This is a genomic window from Pseudomonas sp. MUP55 (assembly GCF_034043515.1).
Classification (GTDB): Bacteria; Pseudomonadota; Gammaproteobacteria; order Pseudomonadales; family Pseudomonadaceae; genus Aquipseudomonas.
This window is the reverse complement of the sequence record NZ_CP138214.1, coordinates 4,599,336-4,623,464: the sequence shown is the minus strand read 5'-3', so window position 1 is coordinate 4,623,464 and position 24,129 is coordinate 4,599,336. Positions and strand designations below refer to the sequence as shown.

At 62.5% G+C, this 24,129-nt stretch carries 23 protein-coding genes; 7 read left to right on the top strand and 16 right to left on the bottom strand.

What is annotated here, in order from left to right:
• Positions 1-36 precede the first annotated feature (36 nt).
• From SC318_RS20820 to arcD (SC318_RS20780), 9 genes are all read right to left on the bottom strand, one after another.
• A complete protein-coding gene (locus SC318_RS20820) occupies positions 37-1,413 on the bottom strand; it encodes an L-serine ammonia-lyase (RefSeq protein ID WP_320428286.1) in 1,377 nt (458 codons plus the stop codon).
• Between the two features lie 162 nt (positions 1,414-1,575).
• The gene (gene gcvP, locus SC318_RS20815) at positions 1,576-4,413 is read right to left on the bottom strand and encodes an aminomethyl-transferring glycine dehydrogenase (protein ID WP_320428285.1); all 2,838 of its coding nucleotides are present in this window, start codon (positions 4,411-4,413) and stop codon (positions 1,576-1,578) included.
• Between the two features lie 10 nt (positions 4,414-4,423).
• A complete protein-coding gene (gene gcvH / locus SC318_RS20810; protein ID WP_320428284.1) occupies positions 4,424-4,807 on the bottom strand; it encodes a glycine cleavage system protein GcvH in 384 nt (127 codons plus the stop codon).
• A 410-nt stretch (positions 4,808-5,217) separates the two neighbouring features.
• Entirely contained in the window at positions 5,218-6,726 is a 1,509-nt protein-coding gene (locus SC318_RS20805) for a transcriptional regulator GcsR (protein ID WP_320428283.1), read from the bottom strand.
• A 186-nt stretch (positions 6,727-6,912) separates the two neighbouring features.
• Entirely contained in the window at positions 6,913-7,275 is a 363-nt protein-coding gene (locus SC318_RS20800) for a DUF5064 family protein (protein WP_320428282.1), read from the bottom strand.
• Between the two features lie 18 nt (positions 7,276-7,293).
• Positions 7,294-8,223: a carbamate kinase gene (arcC, locus tag SC318_RS20795; protein ID WP_320428281.1), complete on the bottom strand. Its 930-nt coding sequence runs from the start codon at positions 8,221-8,223 to the stop codon at positions 7,294-7,296.
• A gap of 151 nt (positions 8,224-8,374) precedes the next feature.
• Entirely contained in the window at positions 8,375-9,385 is a 1,011-nt protein-coding gene (locus SC318_RS20790) for an ornithine carbamoyltransferase (RefSeq protein ID WP_320428280.1), read from the bottom strand.
• Between the two features lie 11 nt (positions 9,386-9,396).
• Positions 9,397-10,653, bottom strand: a complete 1,257-nt coding sequence (gene arcA, locus SC318_RS20785) for an arginine deiminase (protein ID WP_320428279.1) — start codon at positions 10,651-10,653, stop codon at positions 9,397-9,399.
• A gap of 25 nt (positions 10,654-10,678) precedes the next feature.
• Positions 10,679-12,106: an arginine-ornithine antiporter gene (gene arcD / locus SC318_RS20780; protein WP_320428278.1), complete on the bottom strand. Its 1,428-nt coding sequence runs from the start codon at positions 12,104-12,106 to the stop codon at positions 10,679-10,681.
• Positions 12,107-12,508: 402 nt separating this feature from the next.
• Between arcD (SC318_RS20780) and arcD (SC318_RS20775) the strand changes: the two genes are divergently transcribed.
• Positions 12,509-13,936, top strand: coding sequence for an arginine-ornithine antiporter (arcD, locus tag SC318_RS20775; protein ID WP_320428277.1), 1,428 nt, complete (start codon positions 12,509-12,511; stop codon positions 13,934-13,936).
• Positions 13,933-14,796, top strand: a complete 864-nt coding sequence (locus SC318_RS20770; protein ID WP_320428276.1) for a DNA-3-methyladenine glycosylase family protein — start codon at positions 13,933-13,935, stop codon at positions 14,794-14,796. Before arcD (SC318_RS20775) ends, SC318_RS20770 begins: the two co-directional genes overlap by 4 nt.
• Before the next feature lie 103 nt (positions 14,797-14,899).
• On the opposite strand, the gene SC318_RS20765 is transcribed toward SC318_RS20770, so the two are convergent.
• The 7 genes from SC318_RS20765 to SC318_RS20735 all read right to left on the bottom strand — a co-directional run bounded on the left by SC318_RS20765 (position 14,900) and on the right by SC318_RS20735 (position 20,453).
• Positions 14,900-16,249: a CoA transferase gene (locus tag SC318_RS20765; protein WP_320428275.1), complete on the bottom strand. Its 1,350-nt coding sequence runs from the start codon at positions 16,247-16,249 to the stop codon at positions 14,900-14,902.
• A 40-nt stretch (positions 16,250-16,289) separates the two neighbouring features.
• Positions 16,290-17,633 carry a sensor histidine kinase gene (locus tag SC318_RS20760; protein WP_320428274.1) on the bottom strand — a complete coding sequence of 448 codons (1,344 nt, stop codon included), beginning with the start codon at positions 17,631-17,633 and terminating at the stop codon, positions 16,290-16,292.
• A 69-nt stretch (positions 17,634-17,702) separates the two neighbouring features.
• On the bottom strand, positions 17,703-18,164 hold the full coding sequence (locus tag SC318_RS20755; protein ID WP_306494390.1) for an LTXXQ domain protein: 462 nt from the start codon (positions 18,162-18,164) through the stop codon (positions 17,703-17,705).
• Between the two features lie 192 nt (positions 18,165-18,356).
• Positions 18,357-19,034 carry a response regulator transcription factor gene (locus SC318_RS20750; protein ID WP_320428273.1) on the bottom strand — a complete coding sequence of 226 codons (678 nt, stop codon included), beginning with the start codon at positions 19,032-19,034 and terminating at the stop codon, positions 18,357-18,359.
• A gap of 7 nt (positions 19,035-19,041) precedes the next feature.
• The gene (locus SC318_RS20745) at positions 19,042-19,449 is read right to left on the bottom strand and encodes an SH3 domain-containing protein (RefSeq protein WP_306494388.1); all 408 of its coding nucleotides are present in this window, start codon (positions 19,447-19,449) and stop codon (positions 19,042-19,044) included.
• Between the two features lie 106 nt (positions 19,450-19,555).
• The gene (locus SC318_RS20740) at positions 19,556-19,855 is read right to left on the bottom strand and encodes a YciI family protein (protein WP_320428272.1); all 300 of its coding nucleotides are present in this window, start codon (positions 19,853-19,855) and stop codon (positions 19,556-19,558) included.
• Between the two features lies 1 nt (position 19,856).
• The gene (locus SC318_RS20735; protein WP_306494386.1) at positions 19,857-20,453 is read right to left on the bottom strand and encodes a septation protein A; all 597 of its coding nucleotides are present in this window, start codon (positions 20,451-20,453) and stop codon (positions 19,857-19,859) included.
• An 87-nt stretch (positions 20,454-20,540) separates the two neighbouring features.
• Between SC318_RS20735 and SC318_RS20730 the strand changes: the two genes are divergently transcribed.
• From SC318_RS20730 to SC318_RS20710, 5 genes are all read left to right on the top strand, one after another.
• Entirely contained in the window at positions 20,541-21,404 is an 864-nt protein-coding gene (locus SC318_RS20730) for a PHP domain-containing protein (RefSeq protein ID WP_320428271.1), read from the top strand.
• 13 nt (positions 21,405-21,417) lie between these two features.
• A complete protein-coding gene (locus tag SC318_RS20725) occupies positions 21,418-22,047 on the top strand; it encodes an L-threonylcarbamoyladenylate synthase (RefSeq protein ID WP_034115727.1) in 630 nt (209 codons plus the stop codon).
• Between the two features lie 120 nt (positions 22,048-22,167).
• A complete protein-coding gene (locus tag SC318_RS20720; protein WP_164365898.1) occupies positions 22,168-22,866 on the top strand; it encodes a segregation and condensation protein A in 699 nt (232 codons plus the stop codon).
• Between the two features lie 12 nt (positions 22,867-22,878).
• A complete protein-coding gene (gene scpB, locus SC318_RS20715) occupies positions 22,879-23,793 on the top strand; it encodes an SMC-Scp complex subunit ScpB (protein ID WP_320428270.1) in 915 nt (304 codons plus the stop codon).
• A 129-nt stretch (positions 23,794-23,922) separates the two neighbouring features.
• Positions 23,923-24,114 (top strand): DUF1289 domain-containing protein, encoded by a 192-nt coding sequence (locus SC318_RS20710; protein WP_025858413.1) that lies wholly within the window; start codon positions 23,923-23,925, stop codon positions 24,112-24,114.
• Positions 24,115-24,129 lie beyond the last annotated feature (15 nt).

Here is a 24,129-nt window from a genome sequence, read left to right as displayed (position 1 = left end):
CAGCTCCTGAAAAACGTGCTGGCGCGCGGTTAGGCGTCAGCACTCGATAATGTTGACGGCCAAACCGCCACGGGCGGTTTCCTTGTATTTGCTCTTCATGTCGGCGCCGGTCTGGCGCATGGTGCGGATCACTTTGTCGAGGGACACAAAGTGCTGCCCATCGCCGCGCAAGGCCATGCGCACGGCGTTGATCGCCTTGACCGAGCCCATCGCATTGCGCTCGATGCAGGGCACCTGCACCAGCCCGCCAATCGGGTCGCAGGTCAGGCCGAGGTTGTGCTCCATGCCGATCTCGGCAGCGTTTTCCACTTGTGACACGCTGCCGCCCAGCACCTCGCAAAGTGCCCCGGCGGCCATGGAACAGGCCACGCCGACCTCGCCCTGGCACCCGACTTCAGCGCCGGAAATCGACGCGTTTTCCTTGTACAGAATGCCGATGGCGGCGGCGGTGAGCAGAAAGCGCACCACGCCGTCTTCGTTCGCGCCGGGGATAAAACGCATGTAGTAATGCAGCACGGCGGGAATGATCCCGGCCGCACCGTTGGTGGGCGCGGTGACCACGCGCCCGCCGTTGGCGTTTTCTTCGTTGACCGCCAGCGCATAGAGGTTGACCCAGTCGAGCACCGACAACGGGTCGCGCAAGGCTGACTCGGGGTTTTTGCACAGTTGCCGATGCAGCGCGGCGGCGCGGCGCTTGACCTTCAGGCCGCCGGGCAGGATGCCCTCATTGCGACAGCCAGCGTCCACGCAGTCCTGCATGACCTGCCAGATCTTCAGCAGGCCGGCGCGGGTTTCCGCTTCCGGGCGCCAGGCGCTTTCATTGGTCAGCATCACCTGGCTGATGGACAGCCCGTAAGTGGCGCAATGGCCGAGCAAGTCCTTGGCGTGCTTGAACGGAAAGGTCAGTGGGGTGGCATCCTCGACAATCCGGTCGGCGCCGGCCGCGTCTTCATCCACCACGAAACCACCGCCCACCGAGTAATACTCGCGGCTGCGCACCTGGATACCGGCGGCATCGAAGGCGCGAAAGATCATGCCGTTGGGATGGTAGGCGAGGGGTTTGCGAATCATCGCCAGGTGTTCTTTCTCGTTGAACGCAATGCTGTGTTCGCCGAGCAGGTTGAGGCGACCGTCACTGCGCATCTGCGCAAGGCGCGCGGCCACGGTTTCGGTATTCACGGTGTCCGGGTGTTCGCCTTCCAGGCCCAGCAACACGGCTTTGTCGCTGCCGTGGCCTTTGCCGGTGGCGCCCAGCGAGCCGTAGAGTTCCACCTTGATGCTGTGGGTGGTGCTCAGCAGGTCGTCACGCTTGAGCCCCTCGACGAAGCGAGCGGCGGCGCGCATCGGGCCGACGGTGTGGGAACTGGAGGGGCCGATGCCGATTTTGAACAGGTCGAACACGCTAAGGGACATGGTTGTTCTCCGGTTTCTTATTATTCCTGAGGCCAGGCGCGGTTAAATGTGGGAGGGGGCTTGCCCCCGATGGCGGTGTGTCAGTAGAAAAATCTGGTGACTGGTAGACCGCTATCGGGGGCAAGCCCCCTCCCACATGTTGACCTCGTTCAGCCAGTCAGGTTACGCGTAGCTTTCGATCGACGGGCACGCACATACCAGGTTGCGATCGCCAAACACGTTGTCGACCCGGCCAACCGGTGGCCAGTACTTGCCTTCGATCAGCGAAGCAACCGGGTACACCGCCTGCTCGCGGCTGTAAGGGTGGCTCCATTCGCCCACCAGTTCCGCAGCGGTATGCGGAGCGTTCTTGAGCGGGTTGTCGTCCTTGTCCAGCGTGCCGTTTTCCACCGCGCGAATCTCTTCGCGAATGGCGATCATGGCGTCGCAGAAGCGGTCCAGTTCTTCCCTGGATTCACTTTCGGTCGGCTCGATCATCAAGGTGCCGGCCACCGGGAACGACATGGTCGGCGCATGGAAACCAAAATCGATCAGGCGCTTGGCCACGTCGTCCACGCTGATGCCGCTGCTGTCTTTCAACGGGCGCAGGTCCAGGATGCACTCGTGCGCCACCAGGCCGTTGCTGCCGGTGTACAGCACGGGGTAGTGCTCTTCCAGGCGACGGGAAATGTAGTTGGCGTTCAGGATCGCCAACTGCGAGGCGCGCTTGAGGCCCGCGCCGCCCATCATGCTGATGTACATCCAGGTGATCGGCAGGATGCTCGCGCTGCCGAATGGCGCCGCGCACACGGCGCCTTCCTTGCGTTCCATGGCCGCATGGCCCGGCAGGAACGGCGTGAGGTGGGACTTGACGCCAATCGGGCCAACGCCCGGGCCGCCACCGCCGTGGGGGATGCAGAAGGTTTTGTGCAGGTTCAGGTGGGACACATCGCCGCCGAACTTGCCTGGCGCGCAAAGGCCGACCATTGCGTTCATGTTGGCGCCGTCGATGTACACCTGGCCGCCGTTGTCGTGGATGACCGCGCAGATTTCGCGGATGCCTTCCTCGAATACGCCATGGGTGGACGGGTAGGTGATCATCAGCGCGGCCAGGTGCTCGCGGTGCTCGACGGCCTTGGCGCGCAGGTCGTCGATGTCGACGTTGCCCCGTGCGTCGCAGGCGGTGACCACCACGCGCATGCCGGCCATGTTGGCGGTCGCCGGGTTGGTGCCGTGGGCCGACGACGGGATCAGGCAGATGTCGCGACGCGCTTCGCCACGGCTCTGGTGATAGGCGCGGATGGCCAGCAGGCCGGCGTATTCACCCTGGGAACCGGCGTTCGGCTGCAGCGAGATCGCGTCGTAGCCGGTGGCCGCGCAGAGCATGGCTTCCAGCTCCGAGGTCAGTTGCAGGTAGCCGGCGCTTTGTTCGGCCGGGGCGAAGGGGTGCAGGGCGCCGAATTCGGCCCAGGTCACCGGGATCATTTCGCTGGCGGCGTTGAGCTTCATGGTGCACGAGCCCAGCGGGATCATGGTGCGGTCCAGCGCCAGGTCCTTGTCGGCCAGCTTGCGCAGGTAGCGCATCAGCTCGGTTTCCGAGTGATAGCGGTTGAACACAGGGTGGCTGAGAATCGGCGACTGGCGCAGGAGGGCGGCCGGCAGGGTGCTGTCGGTCGCGGTGAAGGCTGGCAGCGCCTTGCCGTCGGCGAAAATGGCCCACAAGGCCTGGATATCGGCCTGGGTCGTGGTTTCGTCAACCGACAGGCCGACACGCTCGGCGTCCACCACGCGCAGGTTGATGCGCTGGGCACGGGCCTTGTCGTGCAGGGAGGCGGTGTTGGCGCCGGTGTTGAGTGTGATCGTGTCGAAGAAGTTTTCCTGCTCGACCTTCAGGCCCAGCGCGGTCAGGCCCTTGGCCAGGATCGCGGTGAGCTGGTGAATGCGCTGGGCAATCTGGGTCAGGCCTTTGGGGCCGTGGTACACGGCGTACATGCTGGCGATGTTGGCCAGCAGCACTTGGGCGGTGCAGATGTTGCTGGTGGCCTTCTCGCGACGGATGTGTTGCTCACGGGTTTGCATGGCCAGGCGCAGGGCCGGCTTGCCGAAGCGGTCCACCGAGACACCGACCAGACGGCCTGGCATGTCGCGCTTGAACGCATCCTTGGTGGAGAAGTACGCCGCGTGCGGGCCGCCAAAACCCAGTGGTACGCCAAAGCGTTGCGCGCTGCCGATGGCCACGTCGGCACCGAACTCACCCGGCGGGGTCAGCAGGGTCAGGGCCAGCAGGTCGGCGGCGACGGCCACCAGCGCGTTGGCGGCGTGGAAGCGTTCGGTCAGCTCGCGATAATCGAACACATCGCCGTTGCTGGCCGGGTATTGCAGCAGGGCGCCGAAGAATGCGCTGACGTCGGTCAGTTCGCGCTCATCGCCCACCACCACGTCGATGCCCAGTGGCTCGGCACGGGTGCGCAGTACGTCCAGGGTTTGCGGGTGGCTGTGCACCGAGGCGAAGAACGCATGGCTGCCTTTGTTCTTGCTCAGGCGCTTGCAGAAGGTCATGGCTTCGGCGGCGGCGGTGGCTTCGTCGAGCAGGGAGGCGTTGGCGATCGGCAGGCCGGTGAGGTCGCTGATCAGGGTCTGGAAGTTCAGCAGCGCTTCCAGGCGGCCCTGGGAAATCTCTGGCTGGTACGGGGTGTAGGCGGTGTACCAGGCCGGGTTTTCCAGAAGGTTGCGCAGGATTGGCGACGGCGTATGGCAGTTGTAGTAGCCCTGACCGATATAGGTCTTGAACAGTTGGTTCTGGCTGGCGATGGCCTTGATCTTGGCCAGGGCCTCGGCTTCGCTCAGTCCGTCTTCCAGGCCGAGCACGCTGGTGCCCTTGATGCTTTCCGGGATGACGCTGGCGCTCAAGGCTTCGAGGGAATCGAAGCCCAGGCTTGCGAGCATCTGCTGCTCATCTTCCGCGCGCGGACCGATGTGGCGGGCGATGAATTCGTTGGCGGTGGTCAGATTAACGGTCATGGCACGCTCCTCAGGCTTCGGCGTTGGCTTTGATCAGACGGTCGTACGCATCCTGATCCAGCAGTTTAGCGACCGCCTCGGCATCAGCCGGTTTAAAGCGGAAGAACCAGCCTTCGCCCATCGGGTCTTCGTTGACCAGCTCCGGGCTGGCGTCGAGTTTGTCGTTCACTTCGAGGACTTCACCGTCCAGGGGCATGTACACGCCACTGGCGGCTTTTACCGATTCCACGGTGGAGGCTTCAGCGCCTTTGTCGTAGGCCTGCAACTCGGGCAGTTGCACGAAAACCACGTCACCCAGCGCATTCTGCGCGAAAGCGGTGATACCCACGGTGACGCTGCCATCGGCTTCGGCGCGCAGCCATTCGTGATCTTCAGTGAAACGCAACTCGCTCATGGAAACTCCTCAGGGCCAGATTCGTCTGGTGGACGGGATTGGAATAATGGGAGTTGCTTAGCAATATTGCGGCCAATGTCATTAAGTCCTTGTAAAACAAGCACTTGGTAATATCGGTTCTGAGCTTATGCGCTGACGCTGTAGCGATTTCGCTACAGCCAGGCCTGCGAAAAAAAGCCTATGTGGATCAAAGCCTTGCATGGCGCGCAAAAAACAGGGTTGTAGCGATATCGTTCCACTGTAGCGCTTTCAGTACACTCGATGTCGTTCTCAGACCAAAATCTGGAATGCATTTCAGATGTGGGAGGGGGCTTGCCCCCGATAGCGGTGTATCAGTAACAGGTTAACTGCCTGACAAATTGCTATCGGTGGCAAGCCCCCTCCCACATTGGTTTGTATTCCAACTGGAATCAGGGTTTGTTTGGGATGCCGTACTTGCGCAGGCGATGGGCAATGGCCGTGTGGGAGGTTTGCAGGCGGCTGGCCAGTTGGCGTGTCGAGGGGTAGCGGGTATAGAGCGTTTCCAGCAGGCCGCGCTCGAAGTCTTCCACCGCCTGCTCCAGGCTGTCGACTTCGCCGTCGCTCTGGCGGGCCACGGAGGTGCCGGCGATGTCCAGGTCGCCGATGTCCACCAGGCTGCTTTCGCAGATGGCGGCGGCGCGGAAGATCACGTTCTGCAGTTGGCGCACGTTGCCCGGCCAGCGGTTGCCCAGCAGTGCCGGGTAGGTCCCCGGCGCCAGGCGGCACACCGGGCGCTGGATCTGCGCGCACGCTTGCTGCATGAAGTAGCGGGCCAGCAGCAGGATGTCCTGGCCGCGCTCGCGCAACGGCGGCACTTCAACGTTGAGTACGTTGAGGCGGTAGAACAGGTCTTCGCGAAAGGTGCCTTCGCTGACCATTTTTTCCAGGTCGCGATGGGTGGCGCTGAGAATGCGCACATTGACCTTCACTTCGCGGTCGCCGCCGACCCGGCGAAAGCTGCCGTCATTCAAAAAACGCAGCAACTTGGCCTGCAGGTAGGGCGACATCTCGCCGATTTCATCGAGAAACACCGTGCCTTGGTTGGCCAGTTCCATCAGCCCCGGCTTGCCGCCGCGCTGGGCGCCGGTAAAGGCACCGGGCGCGTAGCCGAACAACTCGCTTTCGGCGAGGTTTTCCGGCAACGCGGCGCAGTTCAAGGCCAGAAACGGCGCACTGTGGCGTGCGCTGATCGCATGACAGGCACGCGCCACCAACTCTTTGCCGGTGCCCGTCTCGCCCTGGATCAACAGCGGTGCATCCAGCGCGGCCACGCGTTGCGCCCGCGCCTTCAAGGTGCGGATCGCCGGGGATTCACCCAGCAGCGCGTCGAACCCTTCGGCATGGTCGTGATGCAACGCCGACAATTGCTCGCCGATGCGGTTGGGCTGATAGAGGGTGAGCAGAGCGCCGGCATCGGTGATCGGCGTGGCGTCCAGCAACAGGGTCTGGCCGTTCACGCTGATTTCGCGCAACGGCAGGCGGAAGCCATGCTCCAGCAAGGTCTCCAGCAACCCCGGGTCGTTGAACAGCTCGGCGATGCTTTCCCCGGCGGGTTCGCGCCCGTACAACGCGATCAGCGCCGGGTTGGCCAGCAGAATCTTGCCCGCGCTGTCCAGGGCCAGCACCGGGTCGGTCATGGCCGCCAGCAGGGCATCGAGTTGCAGATGGCGGCGTTGGCCGGGAAGGATGTCGACCACGGTCACCGCCTGCACGCCCTGCACGCTGAACAACGCATCGCGCAGTTCTTCGAGCACCTCGGCGCTCAAGGTCGGCGCGTCGATATAGACGTTGGGCGGCACCATCTCCACCGCATCCAGGTTGAGATTGCGCCCACCGAGCAGGGCCAGGACTTCCTGGGTAATGCCGACGCGGTCGATGAAGCTGACGTGGATACGCATGGTGTGGCTGACAATTCTGGGGAGCAGAGGCGGCAAGTATGCCTTGGAGCAGATGCAGATCAAAATGTGGGAGGGGGTTTGGCCCCCGATGGCGGTGTGTCAGCTAAAGATTTGTTGGCTGATCCAGCGCTATCGGGGGCAAGCCCCCTCCCACATTTTGAACAGTGTTGTGTCAGTGCAACCTTATCACCCCAGGTGTTCGGGCTTGACCGGGTCTCCGGATTTCATGTCCAACTGATGCCGCACATCTTCAAACATCAGGTCGTAATGCTTGTGCTGCGAGCCGAGGCTGCTGTGGGTCTTGGGAATGCCGTACTTTTCGGCAATCTTGGTCACGTTGCTGGCGAAGTTGTAAGCCTGGTCCTTGGGCAGGAAGAACGTTTCCTTCATGTCCTTGCCCTGGATGCTGCCATGCAGGGTGAACTGCATGCCTTTGCCTTCGCTGTTATCCGTGACGACTTCGTAGTCCAGGCACAGGTCGTAGCTGACATCGTCTTTGTTCAGTGCATGCCGTTCGATATGCAAGTGACCGGGTTCAAAGATGGCCATAGGCGTTTCTCCTCTACTTCACAGATAGGTGATGCCAGGTGTTGCCGTGCTGATGCGCGTGCCGGCGCTGCCTTGGACGATGGCTTCGATGTCGGAGAGTGAACCGATCACCGCGGTTTTGCCAGTCTGGCGAGCGAACTCGCAGGCGGCCTGCACCTTGGGGCCCATGGAGCCGGCGGCGAAGCCGAGTCGTTCCATTTCGTCGGGGTGAGCCTGGCCGATGGCCTTCTGGGTGGGCTTGCCGAAGTCGATGAAAGCTGCATTGACGTCGGTGGCGATCACCAGCAGGTCGGCGTCCAGTTGCGCGGCCAGCAGCGATGAGCAGAGGTCCTTGTCGATCACCGCTTCGATGCCGTGCAGCTTGCCGTCGTCGCCATACATCGTCGGAATGCCGCCGCCGCCGGCGCAGATCACAATGGCCTTTTTCTCCAGCAGCCATTTGATCGGGCGTATCTCAAAAATGCGCTTGGGCCGCGGGCTGGCGACGACGCGGCGATATTTGTCGCCATCGGGGGCGATGGCCCAGCCTTTTTCCGCGGCGAGCTTTTCTGCTTCGGCCTGGGTGTACACCGGGCCGATCGGCTTGGTGGGGTTCTGGAACGCCGGGTCCTTGGCGTCTACTTCGACCTGGGTGAGCAGGGTGGCGAAGGGCACTTCGAAGTCCAGCAGGTTGCCCAGTTCCTGTTCGATGATGTAACCGATCATGCCTTCGGTCTCGGCACCGAGTACGTCCAGCGGGTAAGGCGACACGCTGGTGTAGGCGGCGGCCTGCAGCGACAGCAGGCCAACCTGCGGGCCATTGCCGTGGGCGATCACCAGTTCGTTGCCGGCATGGATCTTGGCGATCTGTTCGGTGGCGATGCGGATGTTGGCGCGCTGGTTGTCGGCCGTCATGGGTTCACCACGGCGCAGGAGGGCGTTGCCGCCCAGGGCTACGACGATACGCATAATGCAATCCTTCTAGATGTGTGAACACCAGGCCCAATGTGGGAAGGGGCTTGCTCCCGATGGCGGTGTGTCAGCCAACTGACCTGTAGCTGAGCCACCGCTATCGGGAGCAAGCCCCCTCCCACATTGACTGTGTTCCAGCCGTAAAAAGTTAGATATCCGCCAGCGCCGACACCAGAATCGCCTTGATGGTGTGCATGCGGTTTTCCGCCTGTTCAAAGGCAATGTTGGACGGCGATTCGAAGACTTCTTCGGTGACTTCCACGCCATTGGCCAAGTGCGGGTAGCGTGCGGCGATGTCCTTGCCGACCTTGGTCTCGCTGTTGTGGAACGCCGGCAGGCAGTGCATGAACTTCACGCGTGGGTTGCCCGAGGCTTTCATCATCTTGGTGTTGACCTGGTAGGGCAGCAGTTGCTCGATGCGCTCGTCCCACGCCTCCACCGGTTCGCCCATGGACACCCAGATATCGGTGTGGATGAAGTCCACGCCCTTGACCGCCTCGGCTGGGTCTTCGGTGATGGTGATGCGCGCGCCGCTTTCTTCTGCGAACGCCTGGCACTGTTTGATGAAATCCTCGTGGGGCCACAGGGCTTTCGGCGCGCCGATGCGCACGTCCATGCCGAGCTTGGCGCCGATCATCAGCAACGAGTTGCCCATGTTGTAGCGCGCATCCCCAAGGTAGGCGTAGCTGATGTCATGCAGCGGCTTGTCGCTGTGCTCGCGCATGGTCAGGGTGTCGGCAATCATTTGTGTGGGGTGGAATTCGGCGGTGAGGCCGTTGAACACCGGCACGCCGGCGAACTTGGCCAGCTCCTCGACGATCTCCTGCTCAAAGCCACGGTACTCGATGGCATCGAACATGCGGCCAAGCACGCGGGCGGTGTCCTTCATGCTTTCCTTGTGGCCGATCTGCGACGACACCGGGTCGATGTAGGTGACGTGCGCGCCCTGGTCGTGGGCCGCCACTTCGAACGCGCAGCGGGTGCGGGTCGAGGTCTTTTCGAAGATCAGCGCGATGTTCTTGCCTTTGAGGTGCGGACGCTCGGTGCCGGTGTATTTGGCGCGCTTGAGGTCGCGGGACAGGTCCAGCAGGTAGTGCAGCTCGCGGGTGGTGTGGTGCATCAGCGACAGCAGGCTGCGGTTGCGCATATTGAAAGCCATGGGAGTTCTCCTTAATAGTCGATTGGGTCGCGGATGATCGGGCAGGTCATGCAGTGGCCGCCGCCACGGCCTCGGCCGAGTTCACCGGCGCTGATGGTGATGACTTCCACCCCCGCCTTGCGCAGCAGGGTGTTGGTGTAGGTGTTGCGGTCGTAGCCGATCACCACGCCCGGTTCCACGGCCACCACGTTGTTGCCGTCGTCCCATTGCTCGCGTTCGGCGGCGAAGCTGTTGCCGCCGGTCTCGACCACACGCAGGGCCTTGAGGTTGAGCGCTGCAGCAACGGTTTCGAGGAAGTTGGTGGTCTCCCTTTGAATGTCGATACCGTGGGGCTTGCTCTCATCAGGGCGCAGGGTGAAGGGCACGATCTGGTTGACCACTTCGGGGAAGACGGTGACCAGGTCGCGGTCGCAGAAGCTGAACACCGTGTCCAGGTGCATCGCCGCACGGGATTTGGGCAGGCCGGCAACGATCACGCGTTCCACGGCTTTGTTCTTGAACAGGTTGCGCGCCAGTTGACCGATGGCCTGGTGCGACGAACGCTCGCCCATGCCGATCAACACCACGCCGTTGCCGATCGGCATTACATCGCCGCCTTCCAGCGTGGCGGCGCCGTGGTCCTGGTCGGGGTCGCCGTACCAGATCTGGAAGTCCGCGTTAGTGAACTCGGGGTGGAACTTGTAGATGGCGCTGGTCAGCAGGGTTTCCTGGCGGCGCGCCGGCCAGTACATCGGGTTGAGCGTCACGCCGCCGTAGATCCAGCAGGTGGTGTCGCGGGTGAACTGGGTATTGGGCAGCGGCGGCAGGATGAAACTGGCGTGGCCGAGGAAGTCGCGGAACATCTCGATGGTTCTGCCACCGAAGCTGCTCGGCAAGTCTTCGGCCGATACGCCACCGATCAGGAATTCGGTGATCTTGCGCGGCTCCAGGCTGCGCAGCCAGGAACCGACTTCGTCGACCAGGCCCAGACCGACGGTATTGGCGGTGATCTTGCGCTGCAGAATCCAGTCCAGCGCTTCGGGGATGGCGACGATATCGGTCAGCAGGTTGTGCATTTCCAGCACATCAATGTCCCGCTCGCGCATCTTGGTGACGAAGTCGAAGTGGTCGCGCTTGGCTTGGGCGACCCAGAGCACGTCATCGAACAGCAGCTCGTCGCAGTTGTTGGGGGTCAGCCGCTGGTGGGCCAGGCCTGGGGAGCACACCATGACTTTGCGCAGTTTGCCGGCTTCGGAATGAACGCCGTACTTCACTTTTTCCGTGGTCATTTCAGATCCTCCAGTGAACTTACAATTACAGCGTCAGGAAGCCGTCATACAGGCCATAGGCAGCCACCAGGGCGCCAATGATCACTGCGGCGAAAATCAGCTTCTCGACGTTGGTGAATATCGGTTTGCCCAGTTCACGCTTGGCCTTGGCGAACAGGATCGCGCCGGGGGCGTAGAGCAGGGCGGAGAGCAGCAGGTATTTGGTGCCGCCGGCGTAGAGCAGCCAGATCGCGTAGATCAGTGCAATGGCGCCGATGAACAGGTCTTTGCGGCGCTCTTTGAGGGCGTTTTCGTAAGTCTCGCCGCGCACCGCCAGCAGCAGCGCATAAGCCGCCGACCACAGGTAAGGCACCAGGATCATCGAGGTGGCGAGGTAGATCAGCGACAGGTAAGTGCTGGCGGAAAACAGCGTGATCACCAGGAACAGTTGCACCATCGCGTTGGTCAGCCAGAGGGCGTTGACCGGCACGTGGTTGGCGTTCTCCTTGCGCAGGAACTCGGGCATGGTGTGGTCCTTGGCGGCGGCGAACATGATCTCCGCGCACAGCAGCACCCACGACAGCAACGCCCCCAGCAGCGAGATGATCAAACCGACGCTGATCAGCACCGCACCCCAGTGGCCCACCACATGCTCCAGCACGGCGGCCATCGACGGGTTCTGCAGCTTGGCCAATTCCGGCTGGGTCATGATGCCCAGTGACAGTACGTTCACCAGCATCAGGAACAGCAGCACGGTGATAAAGCCGATCACGGTGGCCTTGCCCACGTCGGAGCGTTTCTCGGCGCGGGACGAGAAGATGCTCGCGCCCTCGATGCCGATGAACACCCACACGGTGACCAGCATCATGTTGCGCACCTGGTTCATCACGCTGCCCAGTTCGGGGTTTTTCACGCCCCAGATGTCAGCGGTGAAGATGTCCAGCTTGAACGCGAACAGCGCGATCAACACGAACAGCACCAGCGGCACCACCTTGGCGACCGTGGTCACCAGGTTGATGAACGCCGCTTCCTTGATCCCGCGCAGCACCAGAAAATGCACGGCCCACAGCAACGCCGAGGCGCCAATCACCGCCGCGGGGGTATTGCCTTCGCCAAAGATCGGGAAAAAGTAGCCGAGGGTACTGAACAGCAGCACGAAGTAACCGACGTTGCCCAGCCAGGCACTGATCCAGTAACCCCAGGCGGAGGAGAAACCCATGTAGTCGCCGAAACCGGCCTTGGCGTAGGCGTAGACACCGCCGTCGAGGTCCGGCTTGCGGTTGGCCAGGGTCTGGAACACGAAGGCCAGGGTCAACATGCCGATGGCGGTAATCAGCCAGCCAATCAACACCGCGCCCACGTCGGCACTGGCGGCCATGTTTTGCGGCAGTGAGAAGATCCCACCGCCAATCATCGAACCCACGACAAGCGCAACCAGCGCGCCAAGCCTAAGTTTTCCGGGAGAATCAGACATTGAGTGACTCCAATGCAGGAGAGAGAGACCACAGAATAATTCTGTGCGCTAATCAAACAGCTGACTCAGATCACTTCATTGGCACATTCCATTGTGAATTAACGACTTAGGGTGGATATTTCGCGGGCGATAAAAATCTCGAAGAAGCGCTTTGCAGAGCCCTTGCGTCTTTCTGATTAATGATTTGGTTGGGGCATGGATGTATGAAGCTAGTTCGTATTCGTGAATGTGCAAACTTTTTAATCGAAGTTTGACGATGGCCGTACTTGGCACTTATTTAAATTCTAAATAAGCCTAAACTTCCTGTGTTTACATGCCCTTATGTTATGAAGCGCTACACTGATTTAATGAATTAGTTGAGTGCACAGGTGTCAGCTAAAAAATTTATCGCGAGGAGTTCCGATGGCCCACCCAGCACAGAAACTTAGGCTCAGTGCCCTGATCGCCCTGGTGGTGGGTTCGATGATCGGCGGCGGGATCTTTTCCCTGCCACAGAACATGGCCGCACGCGCGGGCGCCGGCGCGGTGCTGATCGGTTGGGGGATCACGGCGGTGGGCATGCTGGCCCTGGCCTTTGTGTTCCAGACCCTGGCCAACCGCAAGCCCGAGCTGGACTCCGGCGTGTATGCCTACGCCAAGGCCGGGTTCGGCGACTACATGGGTTTTTCGTCCGCCTGGGGTTACTGGATCAGTGCGTGGATGGGCAATGTCGGTTACTTCGTATTGCTGTTCAGTACCCTGGGCTACTTCTTTCCGGTGTTCGGCCAGGGCAACACGCCGCTGGCGATCGGCTGTGCGTCGCTATTGTTGTGGGCGGTGCATTTTCTGGTGATGCGCGGGATCAAGGAGGCGGCCTTCATCAACCAGGTCACCACTGTGGCGAAGATCGTACCGCTGCTGATGTTTATCGTGATTGCCGCCGTGGCGTTCAAGGCGGACATTTTCAGTCGCGATATCTGGGGCCTGGGCAACCCGCAAATGGGCAGTGTGACGGAGCAGGTGCGCCACATGATGCTGGTCACGGTGTTTGTGTTTATCGGTATCGAAGGCGCCAGCGTTTACTCGGCGCGGGCCGAGAAGCGCGCGGACGTGGGCCGGGCTACCGTGATCGGTTTTCTCGGCGTGCTGGCGCTGCTGGTGCTGGTGAACGTGCTGTCCTTAGGCATCATGAGCCAGCCGGAACTGGCGCAGTTGCAAAACCCGTCGCTGGCCGGGGTGCTGGAACATATCGTCGGGCCGTGGGGGGCGATCTTGATCAGCATCGGCCTGGCGGTTTCGCTGCTGGGGGCGCTGTTGTCGTGGGCATTGCTGTGTGCGGAAATCCTGTACGCGACCGCCCAGGACAAGACCATGCCGGCGTTCCTGAAGAAGGAAAACGCCAACCAGGTGCCGGTCAACGCCCTGTGGCTGACCAACCTGATGATCCAGGCCTTCCTGGTGATCACGCTGTTTTCCGCCAGCACCTACACCACCCTGATCTACCTGGCGTCCTCGATGATTCTGGTGCCCTACCTGTGGTCGGCGGCCTATGCGGTGCTGCTGAGCGGGCGTGGCGAAACCTATGAGGGCGCCCAGGGCCGGCGCACGAAGGATTTGCTGGTCGGCCTGATTGCCCTGGGTTATGCCGTGTGGCTGCTGTATGCGGGTGGGCTGAAGTACCTGCTGCTGTCGGCGCTGCTGTATGCGCCTGGGGTGATCCTGTTCGCCCAGGCCAAGCGCGAGCAGGGCCAGCCGTTGTTCACCACGGTGGAAAAAGGCATTTTCGGCTGCGTGGTTGCCGGGGCTGGGCTGGCGGCCTATGGGCTGTATAGCGGGGTGCTTTCGTTATGAGGCTGGCCTATCAGCCGCCCTACGACTGGGCAGCGATGTTGGAGTTTTTGTCGGCGCGGGCGATCAGCGGGCTGGAGAGTGTGGAGGCCGGGGTGTACCGGCGCAGCATCAGTCTGGCTGGGCAGCAGGGTTGGATCAGCGTTGCGCCAGGGGCGGGTGATTGGTTGGACGTGGGGGTCGACTTTCCCGACCCTGCAGTCCTGCCGGAAATCGAGCGGCGGCTGCGCAGAATGTTTGACCTGGATGCCCAACCTGAACGGATCAACGCAACGTTGGCCCGCGACCCGCTGATGGCGCAACTGGTGGCTGCCCGCCCCGGGCTGCGCCTGCCGGGAACGTGGGACGGTCTGGAGCTGGCGATGCGCGCCGTGCTGGGCCAGCAGATCACGGTGGTGGCGGCGATTCGCCTGGCAGGTAAATTGGTGGCGCAATACGGCCAGCCGCTGCAGACACCCCATGCCGCTATTACCCACGTGTTCCCGACGGCTGAAGTGTTGGCGGCAGCAGACCTCGCCACCCTGGGCATGCCGAGGGCACGAGGGCGCACGTTGTCGGGAGTGGCCCAGGCGCTGCTGGATGATCCGCAGCTGTTTGTGCCCCAGGCCAGCTTGAAGGAAAGCGTTGCGCGGTGGGTCGCGCTGCCGGGGATCGGCGACTGGACCGCGCACTACATCGCCATGCGTCAGTTGCGCGAGGCGGATGCGTTTGCGCCCGGGGACATCGGGTTGATCAATGCGCTGGCGGCGCTGGAAGGCGGGCCGGTGTCGGCGCGGCACTTGTTGGCGCGGGCCGAGGCGTGGCGTCCGCTCAGGGCGTATGCGGCGCAGCATTTGTGGGCGTCGCTGGGGCGTCGGGATTGAGGGTGGCTGTATGGGCCTCATCGGGGGCAAGCCCCCTCCCACATTGAACGGTGAATGCTTTAAGAGTGTGGGAGGGGGCTTGCCCCCGATGGCGTCCTAGAAGTCACCACTGCGGCCGGTGCGCCCCCAGTTCTCCCGCCGGCAAGTCCCACTGCAGAGGCGTGCCATTGATGCTCACCGGCGCCAGCAGGCGATGCGCCTGGCCCCAGGCCGTCTGCTCCACCACCAGGCCTTGATCACGCGCATCTTCGGCCCGCAGCGGCGGTTGCTGCGGTACCTGGCCTGCATCCACCAGTAACTTCGCCGTGCGCGCCAATGACAAGCGTGCCGACCCACCCCGGCCGGATGCCAGGCGCTCGGTCAAGGCGCGGATCGCACTGGCCGCCATCAGGTAACCGGTGGCGTGGTCCAGCGCCTGCACCGGCAGCGGCACCGGTTTGTCCGCGTGCATGCCGGCCATCCCGGCGTCGGCAATCCCGCTGCTCATCTGCACCAGGCTGTCGAAGCCGCGCCGATTGCGCCACGGGCCGCTCCAGCCATAGGCATTGAGGCTGACGTCGATAAGCCCCGGCGCAATGCGTTGCAGCTCCTCGGCAGGGTAGCCCAGCTGCTCCAAGGCATCGGCGCGGTAACCGTGCACAAGCATGTCGGCTTCCTTGAGCAACGCCTCGAATACCTGCCGGCCTTGGGGGCTTTTCAGATCAAGGCGCGCACAGCGTTTGCCCAGGGTCATTTCCGGCACTACGCCGGGCTCGTCCCAGGTGGGCGAGTCGATGCGCACGACATCCGCACCCAGACCCGCGAGAAAACGACTGGCGACCGGGCCGGCCAAGACGCGGGTCAAGTCAAGCACCTTGATACCGGCCAGCGGGCGGGCTGCGCTGCCGAGCCAGGGTTTGTCGCTGAAGGTTTCGAAGGCTTGACGCTGCACCAGTGGCTCGGCGTTCACCGCCAAGCCTTGAGGGTGGTTCTGCCAGTCTTGCAACGTGCGCATCTGCGCCGCACAACCGCCCGCATCGACCACCGCCTGTTCCAGCTCGGCGGCGTTCCATTGGGCGACGTAACGCGCCATTTCTATACGGTCAGTGACCTTGCCCAGCACGCGTTCAGCGGCCGTGCGGTGATGGGGGGCGTTGGTGTGCAAGCGGATCCAGCCGTCGGCGCTGGCGTAGTCACCGGCGATCGGGTCCCACAGCGGGGGCACTTGCCAGCCCAGGGGGCGAATCGTGGAGGAGAACCAGAACGAGGCGAGGCGACGGTCCACGCTGAGGCTGGGCAAGCGTGCAGTCTGCTGCCGGATAAGCTCGGCGATGGCCTGGCCGGCGGCGCCGATGCTGGCGGCGGCCAGGTCGGTCACGGCGAAGGCCGAGGGCAGGGCGCCGGACTCGCTCAGGCTCAGGGGTGTTTGCGCAAGATCGAGTGCGGCTTGGATGGGAGTCAGCAGGTCAGTCATCAAAGGCCCTCCGTAAGAGAAGGGCCACTATAGAAGAACGTCAGGCCGGTGTGGCAACCCCAGGCACCAGGGGCAGTTCGATACTGGCGATAAAACCGCCCTCAGGATGATTGGCCAGGATCAACTGGCCGCCATGGCGTTCGGCGGCGCGACGTGCAATCGCCAGGCCCAGGCCGTGACCTTGCGCGGTCTGGCCGGGTGCGCGGTAGAACGGCTCGCCCAATTGGCCGAGGTGCTCGGCTTCAACACCGGGGCCGTGATCGCGCACGCTGATCAGGATGCGCTCGCCGCGCCGCTGCGCGTTCAGCTCGATCGGTTGCTCGGCCGGGTTGAAGCGCTGGGCATTGCGCAGCAGGTTATCCACGGCGCGCTCGATCATGGTCGGCCAGCCTTTGAGACGCAGGTCGTGCTCGGCCGACAGCTGCACCACTTGCTCCGGTGCGCTGAGCTGAGCGTCCTTTTGCAGTGTCTTGAGCAGTGTATTGAGGTCCACCTCTTCGGCGCTGGCGTTGTCGGCATCCACCCGGGCCAGTACCAGAATTTCGCTGATCAAGGCTTCCAGGCGGTCACATTCGCGGGTCAGGCGCGGCCACAGTTTTTGCCGCTCTTCGGGGCTGGCGCGTTCGGCCAGGGCCAGGGCGATACGCAGGCGAGCCAGGGGTGAGCGCAGTTCGTGGGAGACGTCGCGCAGCAGTTGGCGCTGGCTGCCGATCAGGCTCTGCAGGCGTGCGCCCATGCGGTTGAAGTCGGTGGCCAGCACGCCGAATTCATCACGGCGGTTGGCCAATTGCGCCAGGCTGTTCTGCTGGTAGGTGGCCTGGCCCAGGTCATGCACCGCGCCTCGCAGTCGGCTCAGCGGACGGGTGATGGACAATGTCACCAGCAGGCTGAACAGCGTGAGCACCACCAGGGCAATGGCCAGGGCGCTGAACGGCCACAACAGGCTGCTGCGGTGCCAGGCGTCGAGTTCCGGATGGGGAATGCGGTAGATCAGCAGGTAGGTGTCGCCGGTTTTTTCACTGGTGTACTCGGCGGTCAGGCGCCGCCAGGGCAGGTGACCGTCCTGGCTGTCGTTCTGCCGGGCTTCGAAGGCGGCGGCGCGGCGCGGGAAGGTGCCGCGCACCACCGGCTCGCCGCCTTCGTTCAACACTTGCACGTCAATGTGGTACTGGCGCTTGCGTTGCTGCAGCAGCTCCTGAGCCGCGTCCTCGCCCTGGGCTTCGTAGAGTTGCGTCCACTCTTGCGCCAGGTTGTTGAGGCCGGGGTGGCGGCTGAGAATCCAGGCGTCCTGGTTCAACATATGCCCAAGCAGTATCGACAGCCCGGCAACCAAGGCAATGGCCAGCCAGAAACTCGCCAGGATGCGCCAGAACAATGAACGCACAGGAAACCCTCAAATAGGAAAAGCCCAGCGGCGGGGGGCCACTGGGCTGGGAGCATTAACGCAAGGGTATTATTGCGCTTTTTGCGGCTGCTGCGCTTTCCAGGCCTGGAATTCCTTCCATTCGGCACGGCGCTGCTCTTGCTGCTTGACGATATCGTCGAACTTCTTCTGCTGGTCGGGCTTGAGCACGGCGCGGATGTCGGCCTGGGTTTTCTGCTTGCCGGCGGCGATCTCGTCCTGCATGGCTTTCTGGTCGGCGGCGGGCAGCTTGGCCAGGTACTTCTGGGTCAGGTCCTTGCGAGCGTGCCATTGGTCACCCATCAGCTTGCGGATCTGCTCGCGTTGTTCCTTGCTCAAGTCCAGTTGGCTGAATGGGCCACCTTTACCACGCGGACCGTGTTCACCGTGGCCCGGGCCACCCATCATGTGGCCTTCAGGGCCGCCCATCGGGCCTGGACCTTCGGGCATGGCGGCCATGGCGACGGTAGGCAGTGCAGCGGCGAACATCAAAGCGATAAGGGTCTTGCGCATGGTGATTCTCCTGTCTCTATTCCGGTGAGTCCGGATGTGAGTAGGTTACTCAGATCAAGGTCAGCCGCCGTCAGGGGAGGGTAAAGATTTGGTAAGGGGGAGGGCGGCAGCTTCAAGTGGTAAGCTGCAAGCTGCAAGCTGCACGTCAATAGCTTCTAACTTGCCGCTTGTAGCTTGCCACTTGAAGCTGCTTCAAAGACTGTAATAGTAACCGCGGCTGCGCAGCGCCACGATCCGTGGACGGCCGTCCGGGTGGGGGCCGATCTTCTTGCGCAGGTTGCTCACGTGCATGTCCAGGCTGCGATCGTACAGGGTCAACTTGCGGCCCAGGGCGATCTGCGCCAGTTCCTGCTTATCCAGCGGTTCGCCGGGCTGGCGCAGCAAGGCTTCGAGCAGGCGGCTTTCGGAGACGGTGAGGGTGAACTCCTGTTCGTCGATGCTGACCACGCCGCGCACCGGGCTGAAGCACAGGTCCCCCAGCTCCATCTGGCTCGACACGGCTGCCGGATGGCTGCGGCGCAGCACCGCACGCAAGCGCGCGGTGAGTTCGCGCGGATCGCAGGGCTTGGCCAGGTAATCGTCGGCGCCCAGTTCCAGGCCGAGGATGCGGTCCAGCGGTTCGCCGCGGGCCGACAGCATCAACACCGGCAGTTCCGGGTGGTCGTTGCGCAATTGCTTGAGCAACTCCAGGCCGCTGCCGTCGGGCAGCATCACGTCAAGCACCACCGCCGCCGGAGCGGCTTCGGCCAGGGCCTTGCGGGCGCTGGAACCGTCGTGGCAGGCGCGCACCTGGAAACCTTCCTGGCTCAGCCAACTGGTCAGCAGCTCACAGAGCTCCTGGTCATCATCTATCAGTAACAGCTCGCTCATGACTCACTCAATTTAGCCATTGTCGACGACGACGGTGCCCCCCGCTGGCGAAGATGCCGCACAGCAAGGCGATCAGTGCGACGGCCGCGCCGGTGACAAACCATTGCTGCTGCTCGGTCAGCCATCGGGTCAACGCGCCGTCTTGTGTCTCTTTGAGTTGCTGGGCCAGGCGTTGGTTCTCCTGACGCAAGCGACTCAGTTGCGCGCTTTCGCGGGTAGCTTGCGCGCTTTGCAGCTGCTTGCTCAGTTCTTCGCGCAGCCCTTCGCTTTCTTTCAAGCGTTGCTGCAATTCGGTGATCTGGCTGCCGGCACTCAAGGACAGCGGCGTGGAGCTGCCGCCATTGGAGGTCTCTTCAGCGTGGGCGGTCGCCCCGATCGTTAACACGGCCAACAGACACAACTGACGTAAGCGCATCGGAACTCCTGATTCCACACGAATATTCAGAACGTTGTCGGCAGGTTACCGGGAATAATGAGCCATTGGGATCGCGCCGAACCGTTTTGGTTCGCCGCGACCGGACTCAAGGCAGGACTTGCTTGAACGGCTTGACCACGACATCCGCGTAGACGCCCGCCGCCACATACGGATCAGCCTTGGCCCACGCCTGTGCATCGGCCAGGGAGGCGAACTCGGCAACGATCAGGCTGCCGGTGAAACCCGCTTCGCCCGGCTCGTTGCTGTCGACGGCCGGGTGCGGGCCGGCCAGGACGATGCGGCCTTCGGTTTGCAGCTGCTTGAGGCGCTCGACGTGGGCGGGGCGCACGCTCAGGCGTTTTTCCAGCGAGTGGGCGACGTCGGTGGCAATGATGGCGTAGAGCATGTCAGTCCTCGGTTTTCGGCGTGGTAGCGGCAGTGTCATGCAGGTGGCGCGACAGGTAGATACCTTGGCCGACCAGGAACAACAAAGTCATGGCCAGGCTGCCGAACACCTTGAAGTCGACCCAGTATTCCTGAAAGGTGAAGGCCACGAACAGGTTGGCCGCACCGCAGAAGATGAAAAACACGATCCAGGCCACGTTCAGGCGCAGCCAGATGGGCTCCGGCAAGGTCAGCGCGTGGCCCATGATCCGCTTGATCAGCAGGCGATCACCAATGAAGTGGCTGCCGATGAAGACCAGGGCGAACAGCCAGTTGACCACCGGGGCTTTCCATTTGAGGAAGGTTTCGCTGTGGAAGGCCAGGGTCAGGCCACCGAACACCAGGCAGGCGACGAGGGTCAGCCATTGGCTTTTTTCCAACTTGCGCTGGGAGATGAAGATGGCGCCGTAGACCACGATGGAGCTGACGATCAGTACGGCGGTGGCGCTGTAGATGCCTCCGAACGACAGTGGGTGACCGGCGATATCGATGACCCTGGGGTCGAGTTTGGTAACGATGAAAAACAGCAACAGCGGGATGAAGTCGATGAATTGTTTCACAGTAAGAGCCAGAAGCTGGATGTGGCGGCATAATAACAAACATCCTTGGTTGCGATAGCGCCAGCTGACTTGAGGTTACACACCCCCGTGAATGTTGATTTGCACTGCCACAGCACGGCCTCCGACGGCGCCCTGGCGCCCGCGGTACTGGTTGCGCGTGCGTTTGAAAAAGGCGTGCGAGTCCTGTCGCTGACCGACCACGACACCCTCGAAGGCCTCGATGAGGCCCGCACGGCGGCCCATGCGTTGGGTATGCAGTTGGTCAACGGCGTGGAATTGTCCTGCACCTGGGGCGGCGCCACCATTCATGTGCTCGGCTACGGTTTCGAGCAGAACGCCCCCTCCTTGGTGGCCGCCATCGCCCAATTGCACGATGGGCGCTGGCTGCGGTCCGAAGAAATAAGCCGCAAGCTCGGCCTTAAAGGCATGCCTGGCGCCCTCGAGGGCGCGCGGGCTATCCAGCAGGCGCTGGGTGACAGCGGCAATGCACCGGCCCGTCCGCATTTTGCCGACTGGATGGTGCGCGAAGGTTTCGTCAAGGACCGCGCCGAAGCCTTCCGCAAATGGTTGGGCGCGGGCAAGTTGGGCGATGTGAAGCAACATTGGCCGACCCTGGGGGACACCGTCGCGACGTTGCGGGCCGCCGGGGCCTGGGTCAGCCTGGCGCATCCCTGGCATTACGATTTCACCCGCAGCAAGCGCCGCAAGCTGATCAGCGACTATATTGGAGCGGGCGGCCACGCGATCGAAGTGGTCAACGGGCATCAGCCCGCCGAACAGGTCGGCAGCCTGGCGATCCTTGCCCGCGAATTTGGTCTGCTGGTCAGTGCCGGCAGTGATTTTCATGGCCCAGGCGGCTGGTCCGAGATCGGCGAGTATCGCCAGGTCCCGCAAGACCTGCCGCTGTTGTGGGGGCGATTCAAGCATGACCCCATTATTGCCACCGTCTGAACAGGTAGAACACGTGAGTCAATTCTTCCAGATTCATCCGGAAAACCCCCAGGCGCGCCTGATCAAACAGGCCGTGGAGATCATTCGCGCCGGCGGCGTGGTGATCTATCCAACTGATTCGTCCTACGCCATCGGTTGCCAGATCGGCGACAAGGGCGCGGTCGAGCGGGTAAGACGCCTGCGCCAACTGGACGACAAGCACAACTTTGCGCTGATCTGCAGCGACTTGTCCCAGCTCGGGCTGTTTGCCAAGGTCGACACCGGCACCTTCCGCTTGCTCAAGGCGCACACGCCGGGGCCGTACACCTTCATTCTCAACGCCACCCGCGAAGTGCCGCGCCTGTTGCTGCACCCGAAAAAGCGCACCATCGGCCTGCGGGTGCCGGAACACCCGATTGCCCTGGCGTTGCTGGCTGAACTGGGCGAGCCGTTGATGAGCGTGTCGTTGATCCTGCCCGGCGAGACCGAACCGCTGTATGACCCTTACGAGATGCGCCGCCTGCTGGAAAAGCACGTCGACTTGATCATCGACGGCGGCTATGGCGGCAACAAAGCCTCTACCGTGATCAACCTGGCCGATGGCGAGCCGGAAGTGGTGCGCGTGGGCTGCGGCGACCCGACTCCGTTCATGGTCGAGGCCTGAATGTCGGTCGTGGAAACCGTTGACCCCCAGGCGGGTGCCCAGCAGGAACTGCCCTTTGCCATGGTCTACGGCCAGGCCGTCATGGAAATGCCCCTGGACCTGTACATCCCGCCGGACGCTTTGGAAGTCTTCCTTGAAGCCTTCGAAGGCCCGCTGGACTTGCTGCTGTACCTGATTCGCAAACAGAACATCAATATCCTCGACATACCCGTGGCAGAAATCACCCGGCAGTACATGGGCTATGTGGAGTTGATGCAATCGGTGCGCCTGGAACTGGCCGCCGAATACCTGGTGATGGCTGCCATGCTCGCCGAGATCAAGTCGCGCATGCTGCTGCCGCGCTCGGAGACGGTTGAGGCCGAAGAAGACGACCCGCGCGCCGAGCTGATCCGTCGCTTGCAGGAATATGAGCGCTTCAAGGCCGCCGCCGAAGGTATCGACGGGTTGAGCCGTGTCGGCCGCGATGTGGTGGTGCCCAAGCTGGATGCCCCGGAGGCCCGCGCGCGCAAACTGCTGCCCGACGTGAGCCTGGAAGAATTGCTGATGTCCATGGCCGAGGTATTGCGCCGTGGCGACATGTTCGAGAGCCACCAGGTCAGCCGCGAAGCGCTGTCCACCCGCGAACGCATGAGCGATGTGCTGGAGCGTCTCAAGGGCGGTGGCTTTGTGCCGTTTGTCGAGCTGTTCACCGCAGAAGAAGGGCGCCTGGGCGTGGTGGTGACCTTCATGGCGATCCTGGAGCTGGTCAAGGAGTCGTTGGTTGAGCTGGTCCAGAATGAGCCGTTTGCGGCTATCCACGTGCGGGCGCGAGCCGAATAACGAGCTGAATCGATGAATCTGACTGAACCCCGCGAACTGGCGCCCTTGCTGGAAGCCTTTCTCCTGGCCTCGGGCAAGCCGCAATCCCTGGAGCGCCTGTTCGAACTCTTTGAAGAGGCCGAACGCCCCGAACCGCCTGTGTTCAAGAAGGCGCTGGAGATCCTGCGCAAGTCCTGCGAGGGGCGCGCCTTTGAACTGCGCGAGGTGGCCTCCGGTTATCGTCTGCAGATCCGCGAGAAATTTTCCCCGTGGGTGGGGCGCTTGTGGGAAGAACGCCCTCAGCGTTATTCACGGGCGATGCTGGAGACCATGGCGTTGATCGCCTATCGCCAGCCGATCACCCGGGGCGAGATCGAAGACGTGCGTGGCGTGGCGGTCAACAGCCATATCGTCAAGACGTTGCTGGAACGCGAGTGGATCCGCATCGTCGGCTACCGTGATGTGCCCGGCAAACCGGCAATGTTCGCCACCACCAAGGTGTTCCTCGACCACTTCAACCTGAAAAACCTCGACGATTTGCCACCCCTGGCCGAACTGCGCGAGATGGAAGCCGAGCCCGTTCTGGATTTCGACGACGCCCCCGTCCCGGCAAGCCTGCAGGAACTGGCCGACGCCAGCGCCGAGCCGGAGGAGCCAAAAGACGAAACCAGTTTCCACACCTTGCTGCTGGAACTGGACGATATGGAGCAGGGCATCAAGACCGACTTTGACGACTTGCTGCGTGACGGCGCGGCTGAGCCTGAAACCCAGGTGAACGTTGAGGTTGAGCCGCCAGTCGAAGAAGACATCCTCGGCGTTGCCGACGCCCGGCAAAAACTGCTGGCGGCGGTCGCGGCCCTCGAACAGCCACCGTTGAGTGATGAGGAAGACGAAGCCAGGGCGCTGGCCGAAGCCATCGAAAACGAACGCCGCCAATTCGAAGACTGACGTGTATCAAAATGTGGGAGGGGGCTTGCCCCCGATAGCGGTGTGTCAGCCAACCTATGCATCAACTGACCCACTGCCATCGGGGGCAAGCCCCCTCCCACATTTGATCTCTATTGCCTGGGAGAAAATATGAGCTCAACCAAAGATCCCTGCATCAGTATCTGCAAATTCAGCGACGACATCTGCGTCGGCTGTGGCCGCAGCAAGCGCGAAATCCGCGCCTGGAAGAAGCTCGACAAGGCCGACAAACGCACGGTGCTGGCCGAAGCCGAGTTGCGCCTGTTGGCCCTGGGCGCCACCGGTCGGCGGAAAAGCAAATGATTGCGCCTGGATCGA